This window comes from Streptomyces pimonensis (assembly GCF_041380215.1).
Taxonomy (GTDB): domain Bacteria; phylum Actinomycetota; class Actinomycetes; order Streptomycetales; family Streptomycetaceae; genus Streptomyces; species Streptomyces pimonensis.
Window position 1 is genome coordinate 59,861 of the sequence record NZ_JAHWZY010000007.1, and the last position, 18,421, is coordinate 78,281.

Annotated in this window: 17 protein-coding genes; 3 read left to right on the forward strand and 14 right to left on the reverse strand. The window is 72.2% G+C overall.

The annotated features are described in order from the left end of the window. Positions 1-109 precede the first annotated feature (109 nt). The 10 genes from ruvB to pgsA form a co-directional block, all read right to left on the reverse strand. A complete protein-coding gene (gene ruvB, locus KYY02_RS09255; protein WP_371237185.1) occupies positions 110-1,180 on the reverse strand; it encodes a Holliday junction branch migration DNA helicase RuvB in 1,071 nt (356 codons plus the stop codon). A 44-nt stretch (positions 1,181-1,224) separates the two neighbouring features. Beyond that, complete coding sequence (gene ruvA / locus KYY02_RS09260; protein ID WP_371237186.1) at positions 1,225-1,830, reverse strand: Holliday junction branch migration protein RuvA; 606 nt, start codon at positions 1,828-1,830, stop codon at positions 1,225-1,227. Next, entirely contained in the window at positions 1,827-2,393 is a 567-nt protein-coding gene (gene ruvC / locus KYY02_RS09265) for a crossover junction endodeoxyribonuclease RuvC (protein ID WP_371237188.1), read from the reverse strand. The genes ruvA and ruvC overlap by 4 nt, the downstream gene beginning before the upstream one ends. Before the next feature lie 108 nt (positions 2,394-2,501). Continuing rightward, positions 2,502-3,254, reverse strand: a complete 753-nt coding sequence (locus KYY02_RS09270) for a YebC/PmpR family DNA-binding transcriptional regulator (protein WP_371237189.1) — start codon at positions 3,252-3,254, stop codon at positions 2,502-2,504. A gap of 48 nt (positions 3,255-3,302) precedes the next feature. After that, positions 3,303-3,911, reverse strand: a complete 609-nt coding sequence (pdxT, locus tag KYY02_RS09275; protein WP_371237190.1) for a pyridoxal 5'-phosphate synthase glutaminase subunit PdxT — start codon at positions 3,909-3,911, stop codon at positions 3,303-3,305. A gap of 7 nt (positions 3,912-3,918) precedes the next feature. Beyond that, positions 3,919-4,866, reverse strand: a complete 948-nt coding sequence (gene pdxS, locus KYY02_RS09280) for a pyridoxal 5'-phosphate synthase lyase subunit PdxS (RefSeq protein WP_371237192.1) — start codon at positions 4,864-4,866, stop codon at positions 3,919-3,921. A gap of 99 nt (positions 4,867-4,965) precedes the next feature. Continuing rightward, positions 4,966-5,508 (reverse strand): hypothetical protein, encoded by a 543-nt coding sequence (locus tag KYY02_RS09285; RefSeq protein ID WP_371237193.1) that lies wholly within the window; start codon positions 5,506-5,508, stop codon positions 4,966-4,968. Between the two features lie 58 nt (positions 5,509-5,566). Beyond that, positions 5,567-6,730: a glycosyltransferase family 4 protein gene (locus KYY02_RS09290; protein WP_371237194.1), complete on the reverse strand. Its 1,164-nt coding sequence runs from the start codon at positions 6,728-6,730 to the stop codon at positions 5,567-5,569. Next, positions 6,727-7,647 carry a phosphatidylinositol mannoside acyltransferase gene (locus KYY02_RS09295; protein ID WP_371237196.1) on the reverse strand — a complete coding sequence of 307 codons (921 nt, stop codon included), beginning with the start codon at positions 7,645-7,647 and terminating at the stop codon, positions 6,727-6,729. The genes KYY02_RS09290 and KYY02_RS09295 overlap by 4 nt, the downstream gene beginning before the upstream one ends. Continuing rightward, complete coding sequence (gene pgsA, locus KYY02_RS09300) at positions 7,644-8,315, reverse strand: phosphatidylinositol phosphate synthase (protein ID WP_371237197.1); 672 nt, start codon at positions 8,313-8,315, stop codon at positions 7,644-7,646. Before pgsA ends, KYY02_RS09295 begins: the two co-directional genes overlap by 4 nt. 455 nt (positions 8,316-8,770) lie before the next feature. Here pgsA and KYY02_RS09305 point away from each other — a divergent pair, with 455 nt between their 5' ends. Continuing rightward, positions 8,771-10,969 (forward strand): elongation factor G-like protein EF-G2, encoded by a 2,199-nt coding sequence (locus KYY02_RS09305; protein ID WP_371237199.1) that lies wholly within the window; start codon positions 8,771-8,773, stop codon positions 10,967-10,969. Positions 10,970-11,187: 218 nt separating this feature from the next. Further along, positions 11,188-12,843 carry an AbeC-like domain-containing protein gene (locus tag KYY02_RS09310; RefSeq protein ID WP_371237200.1) on the forward strand — a complete coding sequence of 552 codons (1,656 nt, stop codon included), beginning with the start codon at positions 11,188-11,190 and terminating at the stop codon, positions 12,841-12,843. Positions 12,844-12,978: 135 nt separating this feature from the next. Here the strand turns inward: KYY02_RS09310 and KYY02_RS09315 are convergent, their stop codons facing one another. From KYY02_RS09315 to KYY02_RS09330, 4 genes are all read right to left on the reverse strand, one after another. Beyond that, positions 12,979-13,527 carry an HIT family protein gene (locus KYY02_RS09315; protein WP_371237201.1) on the reverse strand — a complete coding sequence of 183 codons (549 nt, stop codon included), beginning with the start codon at positions 13,525-13,527 and terminating at the stop codon, positions 12,979-12,981. An 83-nt stretch (positions 13,528-13,610) separates the two neighbouring features. Then, positions 13,611-15,587, reverse strand: a complete 1,977-nt coding sequence (thrS, locus tag KYY02_RS09320; protein ID WP_371237203.1) for a threonine--tRNA ligase — start codon at positions 15,585-15,587, stop codon at positions 13,611-13,613. 102 nt (positions 15,588-15,689) lie between these two features. Continuing rightward, complete coding sequence (locus KYY02_RS09325) at positions 15,690-16,907, reverse strand: hypothetical protein (RefSeq protein WP_371237205.1); 1,218 nt, start codon at positions 16,905-16,907, stop codon at positions 15,690-15,692. After that, positions 16,904-17,470 (reverse strand): DUF4365 domain-containing protein, encoded by a 567-nt coding sequence (locus KYY02_RS09330; RefSeq protein WP_371237207.1) that lies wholly within the window; start codon positions 17,468-17,470, stop codon positions 16,904-16,906. The genes KYY02_RS09325 and KYY02_RS09330 overlap by 4 nt, the downstream gene beginning before the upstream one ends. A 168-nt stretch (positions 17,471-17,638) precedes the next feature. On the opposite strand from KYY02_RS09330, the gene KYY02_RS09335 reads away from it, so the two are divergent. Further along, positions 17,639-18,364, forward strand: coding sequence for a 3'-5' exonuclease (locus tag KYY02_RS09335; protein ID WP_371237209.1), 726 nt, complete (start codon positions 17,639-17,641; stop codon positions 18,362-18,364). Positions 18,365-18,421: the final 57 nt, after the last annotated feature.

Genomic DNA, 18,421 nt, shown 5'->3' on the forward strand with positions numbered 1-18,421 from the left:
TGTACCGCCGCCGACAAGGGCGGCATCGGCGGAGTCTAAGCGAGTCCGCGCGCAGGGAACAACGCTCAGCATCGCACCGGGGTTCCTGCCTGGACCGACGTACTCGCCGTCACGCCCCGAACAGGTCCCCTTGTCCGTTTCCGGAGGTCTGGGAGCGGGGCGGCGTGAGGCCGAGGTGCGCCCATGCCGCCGGGGTGGCCACCCTCCCACGCGGGGTGCGGGCGAGCAGCCCCTCCCGTACGAGGAAGGGTTCGGCCACCTCTTCCACCGTCTCGCGTTCCTCCCCGACCGCGACGGACAGCGTGGACAGCCCGACCGGTCCGCCGCCGAACAGCTTGAGCAGGGCCTCGAGGACGGCCCGGTCCAGCCGGTCCAGGCCCCGGGAGTCGACCTCGTAGACGGCGAGGGCCGCCGCGGCGATGTCCTGGGTGATCAGCCCGTCGGCCTTGACCTGCGCGTAGTCCCGGACGCGGCGCAGGAGGCGGTTGGCGATGCGGGGCGTGCCGCGGGACCGGCCGGCGATCTCCGCGGCGCCCTGCGGGTCGATCTCCACGTCGAGGAGGCTCGCCGAGCGGTGGACGACCCGCTCCAGCTCGGCCGGCTCGTAGAACTCCATGTGCGCGGTGAAGCCGAAGCGGTCGCGCAGCGGGGGCGGCAGCAGGCCGGCGCGAGTGGTGGCGCCGACCAGGGTGAAGGGGGGCAATTCGAGGGGGATGGCGGTGGCGCCGGGGCCCTTGCCGACGATCACGTCGACGCGGAAGTCCTCCATCGCCATGTAGAGCATCTCCTCGGCGGGCCGGGACATGCGGTGGATCTCGTCGAGGAAGAGGACCTCGCCCTCCTGGAGGGAGGAGAGGATCGCCGCCAGGTCGCCGGCGTGCTGGATGGCGGGGCCCGAGGTGATGCGGATGGGGGCTTCCATCTCGGCGGCGATGATCATCGAGAGGGTGGTCTTGCCGAGGCCGGGGGCTCCGGAGAGCAGCACGTGGTCGGCGGTGGCCCCCCGCGCACGTGCGGCGCGCAGCACGAGGTCGAGCTGCTCGCGGACCCTCTCCTGACCGATGAACTCGCCCAGCTCCTTGGGGCGCAGGGCGGCCTCGACGGCCTGGTCCTCGTGGTCGGCGGACGCACCGACGAGCCGCTCCTCGGCGGGGGTGTCGGTGGTGTCGTCCCAGTTCATGTGCGTGTGCCTCAGCTCTTCGTACGGGCCAGGGGGCGGCGGGGCTATCGGGCTCGGCTCAGCGTCTGCAGGGCCGCCTTCAGCAGCTGCCCCACCTGCGGGGCGCCCCCGGCGGCCTCCGCCTGGGGCGCCACGGCGGACACGGCCTCGTCGGCCTCGCGGGCCGCGTACCCGAGGCCGATCAGGGCGGCGTGCAGCTGGTCGCGCCAGCCGCCGGTGACCGGTGCGCCGACGGCGGGGGCGCCGAGCGGCTCGCCGAGGCGGTCCTTCAGCTCCAGGAGCAGCTTCTGGGCGCCCTTCCTGCCGATGCCGGGGACGGCGGTCAGCGCCTTCTCGTCCCCGGTGGAGACGGCTCTGCGCAGGGCGTCGGGGGTGTGCACGGCGAGCATCGCCTGGGCCAGCCGGGGGCCGACGCCGCTGGCGGTCTGGAGGAGCACGAAGACCTGGCGCTCGTCGTCGTCGGCGAAGCCGTACAAGGTCAGCGAGTCCTCGCGGACGACGAGGGAGGTGGCGAGTTTCGCGGGCTGTCCGACACGGAGCGTGGAGAGCGTGTTCGGCGTGCACTGGACAGCCATGCCGACCCCGCCGACCTCGACCACCGCGGTGTCGGGGGTGAGGGCGGCGACCGTGCCGCTGACGAAGGCGATCATGCCGTACGGCCTTTCGATGGGTGCGGGGCTCGGGGTGTGTGGGGGGTCCTCGGGGCGTGCCGGGCGACGGCCTGCTGGAGCCGGTTCTGCGCGGGGGCGCGCCAGATGTGGCAGATGGCGAGCGCGAGGGCGTCGGCGGCGTCCGCGGGCTTCGGCGGCGCGTCCAGCCGCAGCAGGCGGGTGACCATGGACCCGACCTGGGCCTTGTCCGCGCGGCCCGAGCCGGTGACGGCGGCCTTGACCTCGCTGGGCGTGTGCAGGGCGACGGGGATGCCGCGGCGGGAGGCGCACAGGATGGCGACGGCGCTGGCCTGGGCGGTGCCCATCACCGTACGCACGTTGTGCTGGCTGAAGACGCGCTCCACGGCGACGCACTCGGGCCGGTACTCGTCCAGCCACCGTTCGAGGCCCTGCTCGACGGCGACGAGGCGGTGGCCGAGGTCGGCGTCCGCCGGTGTGCGGACGATTCCCACGCCGAGCATGGTGAGCGGTCTGCCCGCGACGCCCTCGACGACGCCGACACCGCACCGGGTCAGCCCCGGGTCCACCCCCAGTACGCGCACGCGCCGCCCCTTTTCCCTCGATCACCTGTTTGTGCAGGCTATCGGGTCCCACTGACAAAGCGACGGGCCGACGGAAGTGTCCCGCCGGCCCGCTGAGCAGTGGACGCGTTACGCGTCGACCTTCTCCATGATCTCGTCGCTCACGTCGAAGTTGGCGAAGACGTTCTGCACGTCGTCGCTGTCCTCCAGCGCGTCGATGAGCTTGAAGATCTTCTTGGCGCCCTCCTCGTCCAGCTCGACCTGCATGGTCGGGACGAAGTTGGCCTCGGCGGAGTCGTAGTCGATCCCGGCGTCCTGCAGGGCGGTGCGCACGGCGACCAGGTCGGTGGCCTCGCTGAGCACCTCGAAGTTCTCGCCGAGGTCGTTGACCTCCTCGGCGCCCGCGTCCAGGACGGCGGCGAGGACGTCGTCCTCGGTCAGCTCGCCCTTGGGGACGATCACCACGCCCTTGCGGTTGAACAGGTAGGACACCGAGCCCGGGTCGGCCATGGAACCGCCGTTGCGGGTCATGGCGACGCGCACGTCCGAGGCGGCGCGGTTGCGGTTGTCGGTGAGGCACTCGATGAGCACCGCGACACCGTTCGGACCGTAGCCCTCGTACATGATCGTCTCGTAGTCGGCGCCGCCGGCCTCGAGACCGCCACCGCGCTTGATGGCGGAGTCGATGTTCTTGTTCGGCACCGACTGCTTCTTGGCCTTCTGGACGGCGTCGTAGAGCGTGGGGTTTCCGTCCAGATCGACGCCGCCCATACGCGCGGCGACCTCGATGTTCTTGATCAGCTTCGCGAAGAGCTTGCCGCGCTTGGCATCGATCACGGCCTTCTTGTGCTTCGTCGTGGCCCATTTAGAGTGGCCGGACATCTGCCTGTCTCCTTCGCGTAACCCATCTCTGCAACGAACGCAGGAATCCTACAAGGACTCGGCCGCCCGGTACGCGCGCACCATGTCGACGAAGAGGCCGTGCACACGGTGGTCGCCGGTCAGTTCCGGGTGGAACGACGTGGCCAGCGTGTCGCCCTGGCGGACGGCGACGATGTGGCCGCCGTGCACGGCGAGCACCTCGGCCCCGGCGCCGACGGACTCCACCCAGGGGGCGCGGATGAAGACGCCCTCCACGGGACCGCCCTCGACACCCCTGACGTCGACCGCGGCCTCGAAGGACTCGTTCTGCCGTCCGAAGGCGTTGCGGCGCACGATCATGTCGATGCCTCCGACGGTCTCCTGGCCCGAGCGCGGGTCGAGGATCTTGCCGGCCAGCATGATCATGCCCGCGCAGGTGCCGTAGACGGGCATGCCGTCGCGGACGCGTGCGCGCAGCGGCTCCATCAGGCCGAAGAGCACGGCCAGCTTGGAGATCGTGGTGGACTCCCCGCCCGGGATGACCAGACCGTCGACCTCGGCGAGTTCCTCGGGCCGCCTGACCGGCCCGGCCGCGGCGCCGGCCGCGGCCAGGGCGGTGAGGTGCTCCCGTACGTCGCCCTGGAGGGCCAGGACGCCTATGACAGGTGCTTCGGTCACGAGTGGGTCACCAGCCGCGGTTGGCGTAGCGCTCGGTCTCGGGGAGGGTGTCGCAGTTGATGCCGACCATGGCCTCGCCGAGGTTGCGGGACGCGTCCGCGATGACCTTCGGGTCGTCGTAGAAGGTGGTCGCCTTGACGATGGCTGCGGCGCGCTTGGCCGGGTCGCCCGACTTGAAGATGCCGGAGCCGACGAAGACGCCCTCGGCGCCGAGCTGGCGCATCAGCGCCGCGTCGGCCGGGGTGGCCACGCCGCCGGCGGAGAAGAGGACCACGGGGAGCTTGCCCAGCGCGGCCACCTCCTTGACCAGCTCGTACGGGGCGCGCAGCTCCTTGGCGGCGGCGTACAGCTCGTTGTTGTCGTAACCGCGCAGACGGGCGATCCCGTTCTTGATCTGGCGCAGGTGGCGTACGGCCTCGACGACGTTGCCGGTGCCGGCCTCGCCCTTGGAGCGGATCATGGCGGCGCCCTCGGCGATCCGGCGCAGGGCCTCGCCCAGGTTGGTGGCACCGCAGACGAACGGGGTGGTGAAGGCCCACTTGTCGGAGTGGTTGACCTCGTCGGCCGGGGTGAGGACCTCGGACTCGTCGATGTAGTCGACGCCGAGGGACTGCAGTACCTGGGCCTCGACGAAGTGGCCGATGCGGGACTTGGCCATCACGGGGATGGAGACCGCGTCGATGATCCCCTCGATCATGTCCGGGTCGGACATCCGGGCCACGCCGCCGTCCTTGCGGATGTCGGCCGGGACCCGCTCCAGGGCCATGACGGCGACGGCGCCCGCGTCCTCGGCGATCCTGGCCTGCTCCGGCGTGACGACGTCCATGATCACGCCGCCCTTGAGCTGTTCGGCCATGCCGCGCTTCACACGGGCGGTGCCGGTCTCGGGACCCTGGTTTTCGGAGAGCGTGCTGGACACGGATGACCTCGCTGGGGAAGGGGGTTTCTGCAGCATTGAGGAAACGTGAACGAAGCAGTCCACAGCAAGGGCCAATGCGAAGCCTGTGGATCGTTCTCGGATGAGGCGGTCTCGCGCGCGGAGCGGTCCGGGCCGTTACGCGGCCCGCTCGATCAGCGCGGCCGGCGGCTCGTCGTCCATCTCGAAGGCCATCGGGAAGGGCGCGTGTCCGGCCAGCCGGAACCAGCGCACCTTGTGGTGCCGTCGCAGCGCCCGTGCCGCCCGTACGGCGTCGTTGTGGAAGCGGCGGGCCATCGGCACCCTGCGCACCGCCTCGGCGAGCTCCAGGGCCGCCTCCTCCCCCCCGGGCGCCTCCCTGACCGCGTCCACCTGCTGCGCGTCTCCGAACACCGCGCGCAGTGCCTGGCTGAGCTCGCTCTCCGCGACCTCGCGCTGCTCCTCGGCCGCCTGCCGGGCGGCGTGCGCGGCCTCGTAGAGCACGATCGACGCGGCGGGGTCGAGCACTCCCGAGGTGGCCAGTTCCTGGGCCACGGAGGCACGACGCAGCAGTTGGGCGTCGAGCGCGGCCCGGGCGGCGTCGATCCGGGCGTGCAGCCGGTCCAGGCGTCCCGCCGTCCAGCTCAGGTAGAGGCCGACGGCGACGAGGGCGACGAGGATCCAGATGAGGGTTGCGGTCACGGGCGGCAAGGCTACCGGGGGCGCCTGCGAGGGCTGCGCCACCGGGCCCCTTGGGCCCTCAGTCCCTGGCCAGGCCCAGCCGGGCCCTCAGCCCCGTCGCGCGGTCGTCCGTCGCCACCGCCGCCGCGCCCGCCGTCACCGTCTCGTAGACCGACAGGATGTCCGCACCGACCGTCGACCAGTCGAAGCGGCGGACGTGGGCGCTGCCGCGTTCGCGGAGCTCCGCGCGGCGTTCCGGGTCCTCCAGGAGTCGTACCGCCGCCTGGGCGAGCGCGTCCGGGTCCTCGTTGGCGAACAGCTCGCCCGCCGCCCCCCGGTCGAGGACCTGGGCGAACGCGTCCAGGTCGGAGGCGAGCACCGGCGCGCCCGCCGACATCGCCTCGACCAGGATGATGCCGAAGCTCTCCCCGCCGGTGTTGGGTGCCACGTACAGGTCGACGCTGCGCAGGAGGCGGGCCTTGTCCTCGTCGCTGACCATGCCGAGGAACTCCACGCGCGGGCGCAACTCCCGGGGCAGCGACGCGACCGCCTCCTCCTGGTCGCCGCGCCCGGCGACCAGCAGCCGCGTCCGCGGCCGGGCGGCGAGGATCTTCGGCAGGGCCTTCATCAGCACCGGCAGGCCCTTGCGGGGCTCGTCGATCCGGCCGACGAAGCCGATGGTGTCGCCCTGCCACTCGGGCCGGGGTTCGGCCTCGGCGAAGAAGTCGACGTCGACGCCGTTGGGGATGACCACCGCGTCGCCGCCCAGGTGCTCGACGAGGGTGCGGCGGGCGTACTCGCTCACCGCGATCCGCGCGCTGATCTTCTCCAGGGCGGCCTGGAGGATCGCGTACGCGGCGATCATCGCGCGGGAGCGCGGGTTGGAGGTATGGAAGGTGGCGACGATCGGCCCCTCGGCCGCCCAGCAGGTCAGCAGGCCGAGCGAGGGCGAGGTCGGCTCGTGGATGTGGACGACGTCGAAGGCGCCCTCGTGCAGCCAGCGCCGTACCCGCGCGGCGGACAGGAAGCCGAAGTTGAGCCGGGCCACCGACCCGTTGTACGGCACCGGCACCGCGCGGCCGGCCGAGACGACGTACGGCGGCAGCGGGGTGTCGTCGTCGGCCGGGGCGAGGACGGACACCTCGTGGCCGAGCCGGACGAAGTACTCGGCCAGGTCACGGATGTGGAACTGGACGCCTCCCGGCACGTCCCAGGAGTACGGGCAGACGATGCCGATCCTCACGAGGTTCCCCTCCGGCCCCGCGCGGGGTCGAGGTCCTTCAGCCACAAGCGCTGCAGCATGTGCCAGTCCTCCGGATGGTCGGCGATCCCCGTGGCGAAGGCGTCGGCCAGCGCCTGTGTCATGACGGACGTCTTCTCGCGGCGCGTACCTGACGCGGGGACCTCGACCGGCGGGTGCACCCGGCCGCGCATCACCGGCGAGTCGTCGTACCAGAGGGTCGCCGGCAGCAGCCGGGCCCCGGTCTGCTGGGCGAGCAGGGCGGGTCCGGCCGGCATCCGGGCGGTCCCGCCGAAGAAGTCGACCTCGACGCCGGAGGAGGAGGACAGATCGCGGTCGGCGACCAGGCAGACCAGTCCGCCGTTGCGCAGCCGTCGGGCCAGGGTGCCGAAGGCGGAGCCGCCGCTGTGCGGGAGCACCTCCATGCCGAGGCCCTCGCGGTAGGCGACGAAACGGTCGTACAGCGTCTCCGGCTTCAGCCGCTCGGCGACGGTGGTGAACGGTACGCCCAGCTTCGTGGTGACCCAGGCGCCGGCGAGATCCCAGTTGGCGAGGTGCGGCAGCGCGACGACGACGCCCCTGCCGGCCGCCAGGGCGTCGGTCACGTGGTGGATGTCCTCGATGTCGACGCCGTCCGCGATGCGCTCGGCGCTCCAGGCGGGCAGCCGGAAGGACTCCATCCAGTAGCGCAGGTACGACCGCATGCCCGCGCGGGAGAGCTCGGCCAGCCGCTCCGGGCCCGCGTCCGGCACGACGCGCGCGTAGTTGCTCTCCAGTCGCAGCACGGCCTCGCCGCGTCTCCTCCACGCGAGGTCGGCGATGGTCCGGCCGAGACGGACGGCGACGGGCTCGGGGAGCTTCCTGACGGTACTCCAGCCGGCGCCGTACAGGGCGTCGGCCAGTCGCTCCCGGGCGCTCACTTCGCGGCCTCGCTGCCCCGGGCCTCCTGCCGCTCCGCGGCCTCCGCCTCGGCGGACTCGCGGCGCACGGTGACCACCCGCTGGATCAGCGTGACCAGACTGCCGACGGCGACGATCCACAGGGCGACCGGCAGCAGGTACTGGATGCCGGGCACACCGAACGCGTGCAGGCCCGCCAGGCCGGCCGCGACCAGCGAGACCACCAGCCGTTCGGCCCGTTCGACCAGCCCGTTGACGGCGACCGGCAGGCCGATCGACTCGCCGCGCGCCTTGGTGTACGACACCACCTGGCCGCTGGCCAGGCAGAAGATCGACACCGCGCACAGGACGATGTCGTCACCGCCCCCGGCGTACCAGAGGGCGAAGCCGCCGAAGACCGCTCCGTCGGCGACCCGGTCCAGGGTCGAGTCCAGGAAGGCGCCCCAGCGGCTGGAGCGGCCCAGCTGGCGTGCCATGTTGCCGTCGACCAGGTCGGAGAACACGAACAGCGTGATCACGACCGTGCCCCAGAAGAACTCGCCCAGGGGGTAGAAGACCAGCGCGCCCGCGACCACCCCCGCGGTGCCGATGAGCGTGACCGTGTCGGGGCTGACCCCCCGCCGGATGAGAAACGCGGCGAACGGTGTGAGGACACGCGTGAAGAATGCACGCGCGTACTTGTTCAGCATGGCCTTCCCGACGGTCGGTGGGGCCGCGCGGCCCCTGCTGGCCACCCGGCGGGCCCAATCGTAGCCACGCGCACGCGCGGGCGACCGCGGGGCACCCGTACATCCGTGCGAAGGACGGAATCCTGCCCGGCGGATCGCGCCGCGGACGCGGCGCCCGGCGCACCTCCCCGCCGCCGCCCGGGGGGCGTGGACGGCGTCCCTGCCGCGTCGTCGCCCGCCGTCCCCCACGTCCGGCTCCGCCCGGGCAGTGGGCTCCCCTGCGCGGGCCGCCCCGCTTCCCCGGGCGGGGGGACGCCCCCGCGAGCGGCGGAACGCCGGGATCACGGCCTTCGTATGGACGCACCGTGACGGGAGTGGAAAGCTCGAAGGACCGCGGGCGTCGCCGGAGCCGCACCGCACGCGGATTCCGCGGGTCCGCGCCCACAGCGACCTCACCGTGCACGGGAGGCAGGACCATGGGCGACAAGGCGTACACGCATCCCGGAGCCGCCGGCAGGGCGCAGGCGGCCGACCACCCCGCGTCCGTACGGAACGTGGTGCTGGTCGGCCCCTCCGGCTCGGGCAAGACGACTCTGGTGGAGGCTCTCGCGCTGACCGCGGGGGCGGTGAACCGGGCGGGCCGCGTGGAGGACGGCGGCACCGTCTCCGACCACGACGACATGGAGCACCGGCAGCAGCGCTCCGTGCAGCTCTCCCTGGTGCCCCTCGAATGGGACGGCATCAAGGTCAACCTGCTGGACACCCCCGGATACGCCGACTTCGTCGGGGAGCTCAGGGCCGGTCTGCGGGCGGCGGACGCGGCCCTCTTCGTCGTCTCGGCCTCGGACGGCGTGAACGGCTCGACCCGCATGCTGTGGGACGAGTGCGCGGCGGTCGGCATGCCGCGCGCCATCGTCGTCACGCACCTGGAGGCGGCCCGCGCGGACTTCGAGGAGATGACCCGCGTCTGCGCGGAGACGTTCGGCGGCGACGACCCCGACGCCGTGCTGCCCCTGTACCTGCCGCTGCACGGCCCGGAGGGACCCGACGGGCACGCTCCCGTGACGGGTCTGACCGGACTGCTGTCGCGGAAGCTGTTCGACTACTCCACCGGCGAACGCGAGGAGTCCGAACCCGCCGGGGACCGGCTGCCGCCGCTCGAGGAGGCCCGGGGCCGGCTCATCGAGGGGATCATCGCCGAGAGCGAGGACGAGACCCTCATGGACCGCTATCTCGGCGGCGAGCAGGTCGACGCCGAGACGCTGATCGGGGACCTGGAACGGGCGGTCGCGCGCGGGACGTTCTTCCCCGTCCTGGCCGCCGCGCCCGCCGCCGACGGCGCGCGCCGGGGACTCGGCACGGTCGAACTGCTGGACTTGATCACCCGTGGCTTCCCGACCCCGCTGGAGCACGGCGCCCCGAGCGTGACCACCCTCGACGGCAGGCCGCGCGAGCTGAAACCGTGCGACCCGGACGCCCCCCTGGTCGCGGAGGTCGTGAAGACCTCCTCCGACCCGTACGTCGGCCGGCTCTCCCTGGTCCGGCTCTTCTCCGGCACCCTGCGCGCCGACCAGACCGTGCACGTCTCCGGGCACGGGCTGACCGGCCGCGGTCATGAGGACCACGACGTCGACGAACGGATCGGCGCCCTGTCCACGCCGTTCGGCAAACAGCAGCGGCCCGTCTCCCACGTCGTCGCGGGCGACCTCGCGTGTGTGGCGAAGCTCAGCCGCGCGGAGACCGGGGACACCCTGTCCGCCAAGGACGACCCGCTCCTCGTGGAACCGTGGGACATGCCCGACCCGCTGCTGCCGCTGGCCATCCAGGCGCACAGCAAACCCGACGAGGACAAGCTCTCGCAGGGTCTGTCCCGGCTGGTGGCCGAGGACCCGACGATGCGGCTGGAACAGAACCAGGACACCCACCAGGTGGTGCTGTGGTGCCTGGGCGAGGCGCACGCGGACGTGGCCCTGGAACGGCTGCGCGGCCGCTACGGCGTCCAGGTCGACGTCGTGCCCCACCGCGTGTCGCTCAGGGAGACCTTCGGCGGCAAGGCGGCCGGGCGCGGCCGGCACGTCAAACAGTCCGGCGGACACGGACAGTTCGCCATCTGCGAGATCGAGGTGGAGCCGCTGCCGAACGGCTCGGGCGTCGAGTTCGTCGACAAGGTGGTCGGCGGCGCGGTGCCGCGCCAGTTCATCCCCTCCGTCGAGAAGGGCGTACGGGCCCAGGCCCTCAAGGGGGTCGCCGCAGGACATCCGCTCGTCGACGTGCGGGTGACCCTGCTGGACGGCAAGGCGCACTCGGTGGACTCCTCCGACGCCGCGTTCCAGACGGCCGGCGCGCTGGCCCTGCGGGAGGCGGCCTCGGAGGCGGGGATCCGTCTGCTGGAGCCGGTGGCCGAGGTGAGCGTCCTGGTCGGCGACGACTACGTCGGCCCCGTGATGAGCGACCTGTCCGGCCGGCGCGGCCGGGTGCTCGGCACCGAGCAGTCGCCCGGCGGACGCACCCTCGTCAGGGCCGAGGTCCCGGAGATCGAGATCGACCGGTACGCCGTCGACCTGCGCTCCCTCGCGCACGGCACCGCCCGGTTCAGCCGCCGGTACGCGCGGCACGAACCCATGCCGCCGCATGTGGCGAAGCGGGTCGGGGAAGAGGCGCGTGCCGCCTCGTAGCGGGCTCCGGGCGCCCCGGTGAGACCCCGTGGGCGCCCGCGTGCGCCTCTCGCACCGGGACGACTCCGGAGTGCTTCACTCCGTGGTGGCGGACGGCTTCGGCCGTCCGCCGACGGACGGCCGTGGGTGCGGATACGCTGAAGTCCTGATCAACAGGTGTGCACGGCAAGGAAGTCGGGAAGGCCGCAAGACGACAGTCGCGGCGATCGGGGGCGGGAATGACCGTTGAGAGCGGTTACGCGGACTTCTTCGGTCCGCAGGTGCCGCGCACGGGCGACGAGGGGCAGACGCCGACGTTCGCGCTGGCCTCGGCGGCCTACCGGGACAACGAGGCCGAGGAGATACTCAAGGCCAACAACGAGTGGCACAAGTCGGCCGTCAGCAAGCCCAGGATGAAGCTGTTCCGGCCGAATCTGGGCGAGGCGTTCTCCAGGGCGATCATCGACCGGATGCTCGGCTCCGGCCGCGCGCCGCTCATCCAGTCCTTCGGCATCCAGCCCCAGGTGGTGGTCGAGCACTCGTTGGCGGCGCACCGCATCCGCCGCGAGCGGGACAACTGGCTGAGCGCCGTCATGGTGCTGTGCGGACTGCTCTTCCTGCCCGGTCTGCTGGTGTGGCTGCTGGTCTTCCAGATCCGTACGACCATGGCCAGGCGGGAGGACAAGCGGGCCGGCGCGCTCGCCACCACCCTGTTGGTCGCGGTGGGTGCCCTCGCCGTGCTGTTCCTGGTCCGCATGCCGTTCGACGGGTTCTGGGGCTGGTACGCGCGCGCATCGGTGGTCGCCCCGGTGGTGGGCTGGTTCTGGGCCAAGCGGATCTGCGAGCGCACGGCGGGGGACCTGCGGGAGCGGTGGAGCAGCCTGCTCTCCGGCAGCAGCGTCGGCGCCAAGGTGCCCGAGGCGGTCCCCTCCAGCCCCGGTGAGACGGCGGCCGAGCAGCTGCGCCAGTCCCTGGCCCGGCTCAGCGCCGAACAGCAGTCCAACTCCGTCTTCTACGCCGGCCCCAAGGGCATACTCGGCATGGGCACGCGCTGGGGCAGCTGGCAGCTCGCCGAGGAACTGGTGCCCGCCGACGCGGACCGGGAGATCAACCCGTTCCGCAGCTGGGACGTCGTCAAGGCCGTCTACGACCGGCTGCGGATGCTGGAGCGCGGGCCGCTGCACACCGGAGGCTTCCCCAAGCCGTCGGTGAGGCACTGGATCGTCACGCCCATCGGGGAGAACGCCAACGCGGTCTCCCGGCCCGAGGGCACGGACGTCGAGGCGTACCAGGTCAAGCCGCACGCCATACAGGAGATCTGCAACAAGCAGCAGTTCGGCGCGGGCGACCGGCACTACCTGGGCGTGCAGTGGACGCTGTGGGACGGCCAGTTGGTGATCACCATGCTGATCACCGTGACGGTGCTGCACGAGACGCTGCGCATCGAGGTGACCGGGCACGCGCTGGGGCCGGTGCACTCGTTGTTCACCAGCGGGCCCGCGGCCAAGGAGAAGGAGGTCCAGAAGTCGATCAGGTTCTGGGAGACCCGGAAGGTGAAGCTCCCGCTGGTCGACGCGGACGAGGTGGTGCGCCTGGCCGCCAGGGCGCCGCTGACCTGGTATCCGCCGCTGCTGTACTGGCTGGGCGGCAAGCTGAGCCTGCCGGAGCCGTTCGGTCTGCGGCACGCGTGGGCGGACAAGCCGTGGCGGCACCGGTTCATGGCGGACGACGCGTTGCGGGCGGCCACGCCGGTGCTGCGGGCGGTGCACTCCGCGGCGATCAAGGTGCTGGCGGAGAACGGGGTGGACACGGAGAAGTTCGGGGCGCGGTCGTCGTTCCTCGGCACGGCGGTGCAGGACGCTTCGCCGCGGAAGGCCGACGTGTACGACGCGTAGGCCTCCGGCGGCCGGACGGCTGTGGGCGACGTCGCGGTGACGGGCACCGGGGGGAGCCCGTCACCCGTCGGCCCTGAACGGGCCTCGTCCCCGGACGCCGGACGGGGCTGGTCGATGCGGCCCCCGCCTGCACGCTCAGGCCGTCGGCCACGCCTCCGCGAGCATCTTGCGGGTGTCCGCCAGGAGCTGCGGCAGGACCTTCGTGTGGCCGACCACCGGCATGAAGTTCGTGTCGCCGCCCCAGCGCGGGACGATGTGCTGGTGCAGGTGGGCGGCGATGCCCGCGCCCGCGACCGTGCCCTGGTTCATGCCGATGTTGAAACCGTGCGCGCCCGACGCGGCCCGCAGTGCCGTCATCGCCTGCTTGGTGAACTCGGCGAGCTCCGCCGTCTCCTCCGCGGTGAGGTCCGTGTAGTCGGCCACGTGCCGGTACGGCACGGTCATCAGGTGGCCGCCCGTGTACGGGTAGAGGTTGAGCACCGCGTAGACCCGCTCGCCGCGTCGCAGGACCAGCCCGTCCTCGTCGGACTTGGCCGGAAGGGAGCAGAAGGGACAGCCGTCGTCGGCGCCCGGGCCGCTCGGCTTGTTCTCACCCTGGATGTACGCCATCCGGTGGGGCGTCCACAGACGCTGGAACGCGTCCTGCGTGCCCACTCCCCACTGCTGCTCCGGCTCACTCGTCATGCGTGCAGCATATGGCGTCACCGGAAGGACCGTGGAAAAGGCCCCCGGGACCGCTCCCGGGGGCTTCGGAACCGTCCGTGCGGTCAGACCTGCGTCCGCTCCTCGACGACCTTCGCGATCTTCGCGACGGCCTCGTCGACGGGGATGCCGTTCTCCTGGGAGCCGTCGCGGTAGCGGAAGGAGACCGCGCCGTTCGCCATGTCCTCGTCGCCCGCGATGACCATGAAGGGCACCTTCTGCTTCTGGGCGTTGCGGATCTTCTTCTGCATGCGGTCCGAGGAGGAGTCGACCTCGACGCGCAGCCCCTGCCTGCGGGCCGTGTCCGCGAACCTCTCCAGGTACTCGACGTGCGCGTCGCCGATCGGGATGCCGATCGCCTGGACCGGGGCGAGCCAGGCCGGGAACGCGCCCGCGTAGTGCTCGAGCAGCACCGCGAAGAACCGCTCGATCGAGCCGAACAGCGCGCGGTGGATCATGACCGGGCGGGTCTTGGAGCCGTCCGCGGCGGTGTACTCCAGGTCGAAGCGCTCGGGCAGGTTGAAGTCGAGCTGGATGGTCGACATCTGCCAGGTGCGGCCGATGGCGTCCTTGGCCTGGACGGAGATCTTCGGGCCGTAGAAGGCGGCGCCACCCGGGTCCGGCACCAGGGGCAGGCCCTGCTTCTCGGCGACCTGGCGCAGCGTCTCGGTGGCCTCTTCCCAGGCCTCGTCGGAGCCGACGAACTTCTCCGGGTCCTTGGTGGACAGCTCCAGGTAGAAGTCGGTCAGGCCGTAGTCGCGCAGCAGGTTCAGGACGAAGGTGAGGGTCTTGTCGAGCTCCTCGGACATCTGCTCGCGGGTGCAGTAGATGTGCGCGTCGTCCTGGGTGAAGCCGCGGGCCCGGGTCAGGCCGTGCACGACGCCCGACTTCTCGTACCGGTACACGGTGCCGAACTCGAACAGGCGCAGCGGCAGTTCACGGTACGACCGGCCGCGCGCGTCGAAGATCAGGTTGTGCATCGGGCAGTTCATGGGCTTGAGGTAGTAGTCCACGCCCTCGTCGAGCTGCATGGGCGGGTACATGCCGTCGGCGTACCAGTCCAGGTGGCCCGAGGTCTCGAAGAGCTTCCCCTTGGTCGCGTGCGGGGTGTAGACGAACTCGTAGCCCTCCTCCTCGTGGCGGCGGCGCGAGTAGTCCTCCATGACCCGGCGGATGATGCCGCCCTTGGGGTGGAAGACGGCGAGGCCGGAGCCGATCTGCTCCGGGATGGAGAACAGGTCCAGCTCGGAGCCGAGCTTGCGGTGATCGCGCTTCTCGGCCTCGGCGAGGAACTCCAGGTGCGCCTTCAGCTCGTCCTTCGACGGCCAGGCGGTGCCGTAGATGCGCTGGAGCATGGGGTTCTTCTCGCTGCCGCGCCAGTAGGCGGCGGCGTTGCGCATCAGCTTGAACGCCGGGATGTTCCGGGTGGTGGGCAGGTGGGGGCCCCGGCAGAGGTCCTTCCAGCACAGGTCACCGGTCTTGGCGTCCAGGTTGTCGTAGATCGTCAGCTCTCCGGCGCCGACCTCCACGTCCGCGCCGTCGTCGTGCGAGGCGGAGCCCTTGAGGCCGATCAGCTCCAGCTTGTACGGCTCGTCGGCGAGCTCCTCGCGGGCGGCTTCGTCGCTCACCACGCGGCGGGAGAAGCGCTGACCGCGCTTCTGGATCTCCTGCATCTTCTTCTCGATGGCCTTGAGATCCTCGGGCGTGAACGGCTTCTCCACGTCGAAGTCGTAGTAGAAGCCGTCCCGCACCGGCGGGCCGATGCCCAGCTTCGCCTCGGGGAACAGCTCCTGCACGGCCTGCGCCATGACGTGCGCGGTGGAGTGGCGCAGGACGTTGAGGCCGTCCTCGGAGGAGATCTCGACGCCCTCGACGGTCTCGCCGTCCTTCACCTCGTGCGCGAGGTCCTTCAGCTCGCCGTCCACGCGGGCGGCGACGACCGAGCGCTCGCCGGGGAAGAGGTCGGCGGCCGTGGTGCCCGTCGTCACCACGCGTTCTTCCCGCTCGGAATCGCGTTGGATGATCACACGGACGTCTGACACCGGTCTCTCCTGACTGAAGTGGGTCGCGGCGCCATACCGGAGCGCACGCATGAGGGCGATCGTACCGACCCGCCCCCTCCGCGGGCGAAACAGATACCCGCCTCAGTCCCCGGCGCAGGCCTCATCGAAGAAGTCGAGGTCCTCCCGGAGCGCCTTGAGCATCCGGTCCCGGTCGGCGTCGTCCACCTGCACGGGCACGACCCCGCCCGCGCCGGTGAGCCGGCGGAAGCCGCCCCGGCTCTCCAGCCGGCCGTCCACCCGTACCGGCAGTCCGACCAGGTGGGCGTGGCCGGCGATGTGGTAGGCGTCCTCGTCGAGGGCGACCCGGACGTGCGGGACGTCGGCGCCGGACAGCACCCGCAGCCGTACGGTGCCCGCGCCGCGCGGTCCCGACCTGCGCATCCGGACGACAGTGCCGGTGAGGCGCACCGGTACGGAGGGTTCGGCACACAGATAGCGGGCGCCGGCCTCGCGCAGGACGGGCAGGTCACCGGGCGAGAACCCGACGGGCTCGGCGGGGGCGGCGCGGCCCTCGGGGGCGCCGGCGGCCGGGGCCCAGTCGACGGCGATCCGGGCGCCCTCGGTGCCCTGGACGAGGGCGACGAGCGCCTCGGTGAGTTCATGGCTGACGCCGGCCTCGACGGCGGTGTCGAAGGCGTCCAGGCCGCCGGTGGCCCGCTGGTAGTCGACGGCCTCGCGGGCCGCGTGGAGGGCCTGGTGGAGGCGGACGGCGAGGGGGCGGCCGGTGGCGACGGGCAGATGCGCGGTGAGGCGGTGGCCGCCGGGGGCGGGGCCGACCAGGACGTCGGCCAGGGTCTCGGCGGCGGCGCGGCGGTGCCGGGCGCCGTAGTAGCCGGCCCGGGCCCGGGTGGCGAGCGCCCCGGCGAGCAGCATGCGGCGGGCGGCGGTGCGCAGCTGCTCCGCCGCCGTCCACGCGGTGGCCTCGCCGGGCCCGGCCGGTGCCTCCCGACACCAGTGGATCTCGTCGCTGGGCACGGCGAGGCCGAGCAGCACCGCGCGGGCGGACGGGGTGCCCGCGCGGGTGAGGGCCAGCAGGGCCTCGGCCAGCAGGTCGTCGCTGTCGGGGAAAGCACGGCTTTCGGGTACCAGCAGGCTGGTGGCGGCGCCGGCCGGACCGGGCGGCGTCCAGCGGCCGTAGCGGCCGGGGGCGCCGCCGCGGCGCTGCCAGCCGTGCCGGCGCAGCAGGGCGGCGAGTACGGCCGGGTCGACGTCGGCCGGGGCGGGCGGCGGGCCGTCCCAGGAACCGGCGGGGTACGGGCGTACCGGCCGCAGCGGCCGGCCGGCGGGGCGGTGCGTCATGGTTTCCCTCCGGTCCCGACCCGCGTCATGATCTCGCACAGCGCCCGGTCGTCGAAGATGCGTGAGGTGGGGATCCGTACGGTGGTGCGGCGCCGACCGGTGACCGGGTGTCCGGCGAGGTTGGTCCAGTAGCAGCAGTGCCGCAGGTCGAGCCGGTCGTGGCCGGCACGCAGCCAGTCGTCCCGGGCGCGCGGCACGATCATCACGACCAGGATCTTGTGCACCGAGACCGGGGTGCGGGCGAGCTTCTCCAGATGCGCGTTGTCGAGCGTGAAGGAGAAGGAGCGGCCCGGCGGGTCCGGGGGGAGCTGGTAGGTCGCCTTGAGCTGCACCTTGATGGTGACCTCGTCGTCGACGGTGTGGCCGGGGGCGCTGTGGCTGACGTGCCAGTCGATGCCGTTGTCCGGGAACGGCTGGGAGAGCGAGCAGCCCGCGGCGGCCGCGACGGCGTGCAGATAGCCGACCTGCAGGGTCTCCATGCAGGCGGTGGTGGCGAGAGTGCCGCGAGCGGGTGGTGTGCGCTCGGGCAGCAGCCCGCCCCGTTCGGGCTGCGCGATGGCCATGGCCAACAGCCTTCCAGAACAAGTGCTTCCCCGCTGCGGGCCGCTGAACTGCTAAGACCCGTACTCCTGTTGTCTCCTTCCGGCGTACGGCGCAAACAGAGCGGGTATCACCGGTTCGGGCAGCGGACGGTGCGTCGACTGCCGATGGTGGACGAGGGGTTGTTGGGTATGGCGTGCTGGTACGAAGGGCCGTTGGCCGCTTTCGACACGGAGACGACAGGTGTGGACGTCGAGGCCGACCGGATCGTGTCGGCCGCCCTCGTCGTGCAGGACGCGCCGGGCGTCCGGCCGCGGGTGACCCGTTGGCTGGTGAATCCGGGGGTGCCGGTGCCGGCCGGGGCGACGGCGGTGCACGGACTGACGGACGATCACCTGCAGCGCAACGGCCGCTGGCCGGCGCCGGTGATGTACGAGATCGCGGAGGCGCTGGCGGAGCAGTCCGGGGTGGGCCGCCCGCTGGTGGTGATGAACGCGCCGTTCGATCTCACCCTGCTGGACCGTGAGCTGCGCCGGCACCGGGCGTCGTCGCTGGGCCGCTGGTTCGAGCGGACGCCGCTGCTGGTGCTGGACCCCCGGGTGCTGGACAAGCACCTGGACCGCTACCGCAAGGGCCGGCGCACGCTGACCGACCTGTGCGCGCACTACGGCGTCGAGCTGGAGGCGGCGCACGACGCGGCGGCGGACGCGGCGGCCGCGCTGGAGGTCGCCCGGGCGGTCGGGCGGCGTTTCGCGTCCCGGCTGGAACGGCTGTCCCCCGGCGAGCTGCACACCCTGCAGGCGGTGTGGCACGCGGCGCAGGCGCGGGGACTGCAGGCGTGGTTCGCGCGCACAGGCACGGACGAGGTGGTGGACCCGGCCTGGCCGCTGCGTCCGAACCTGCCGGCGGCGGCGTGAGAGCCGCCCTCCACCGAGATGCAAAAAGCCGGTCCGTCGGGTACGGACCGGCTTTCC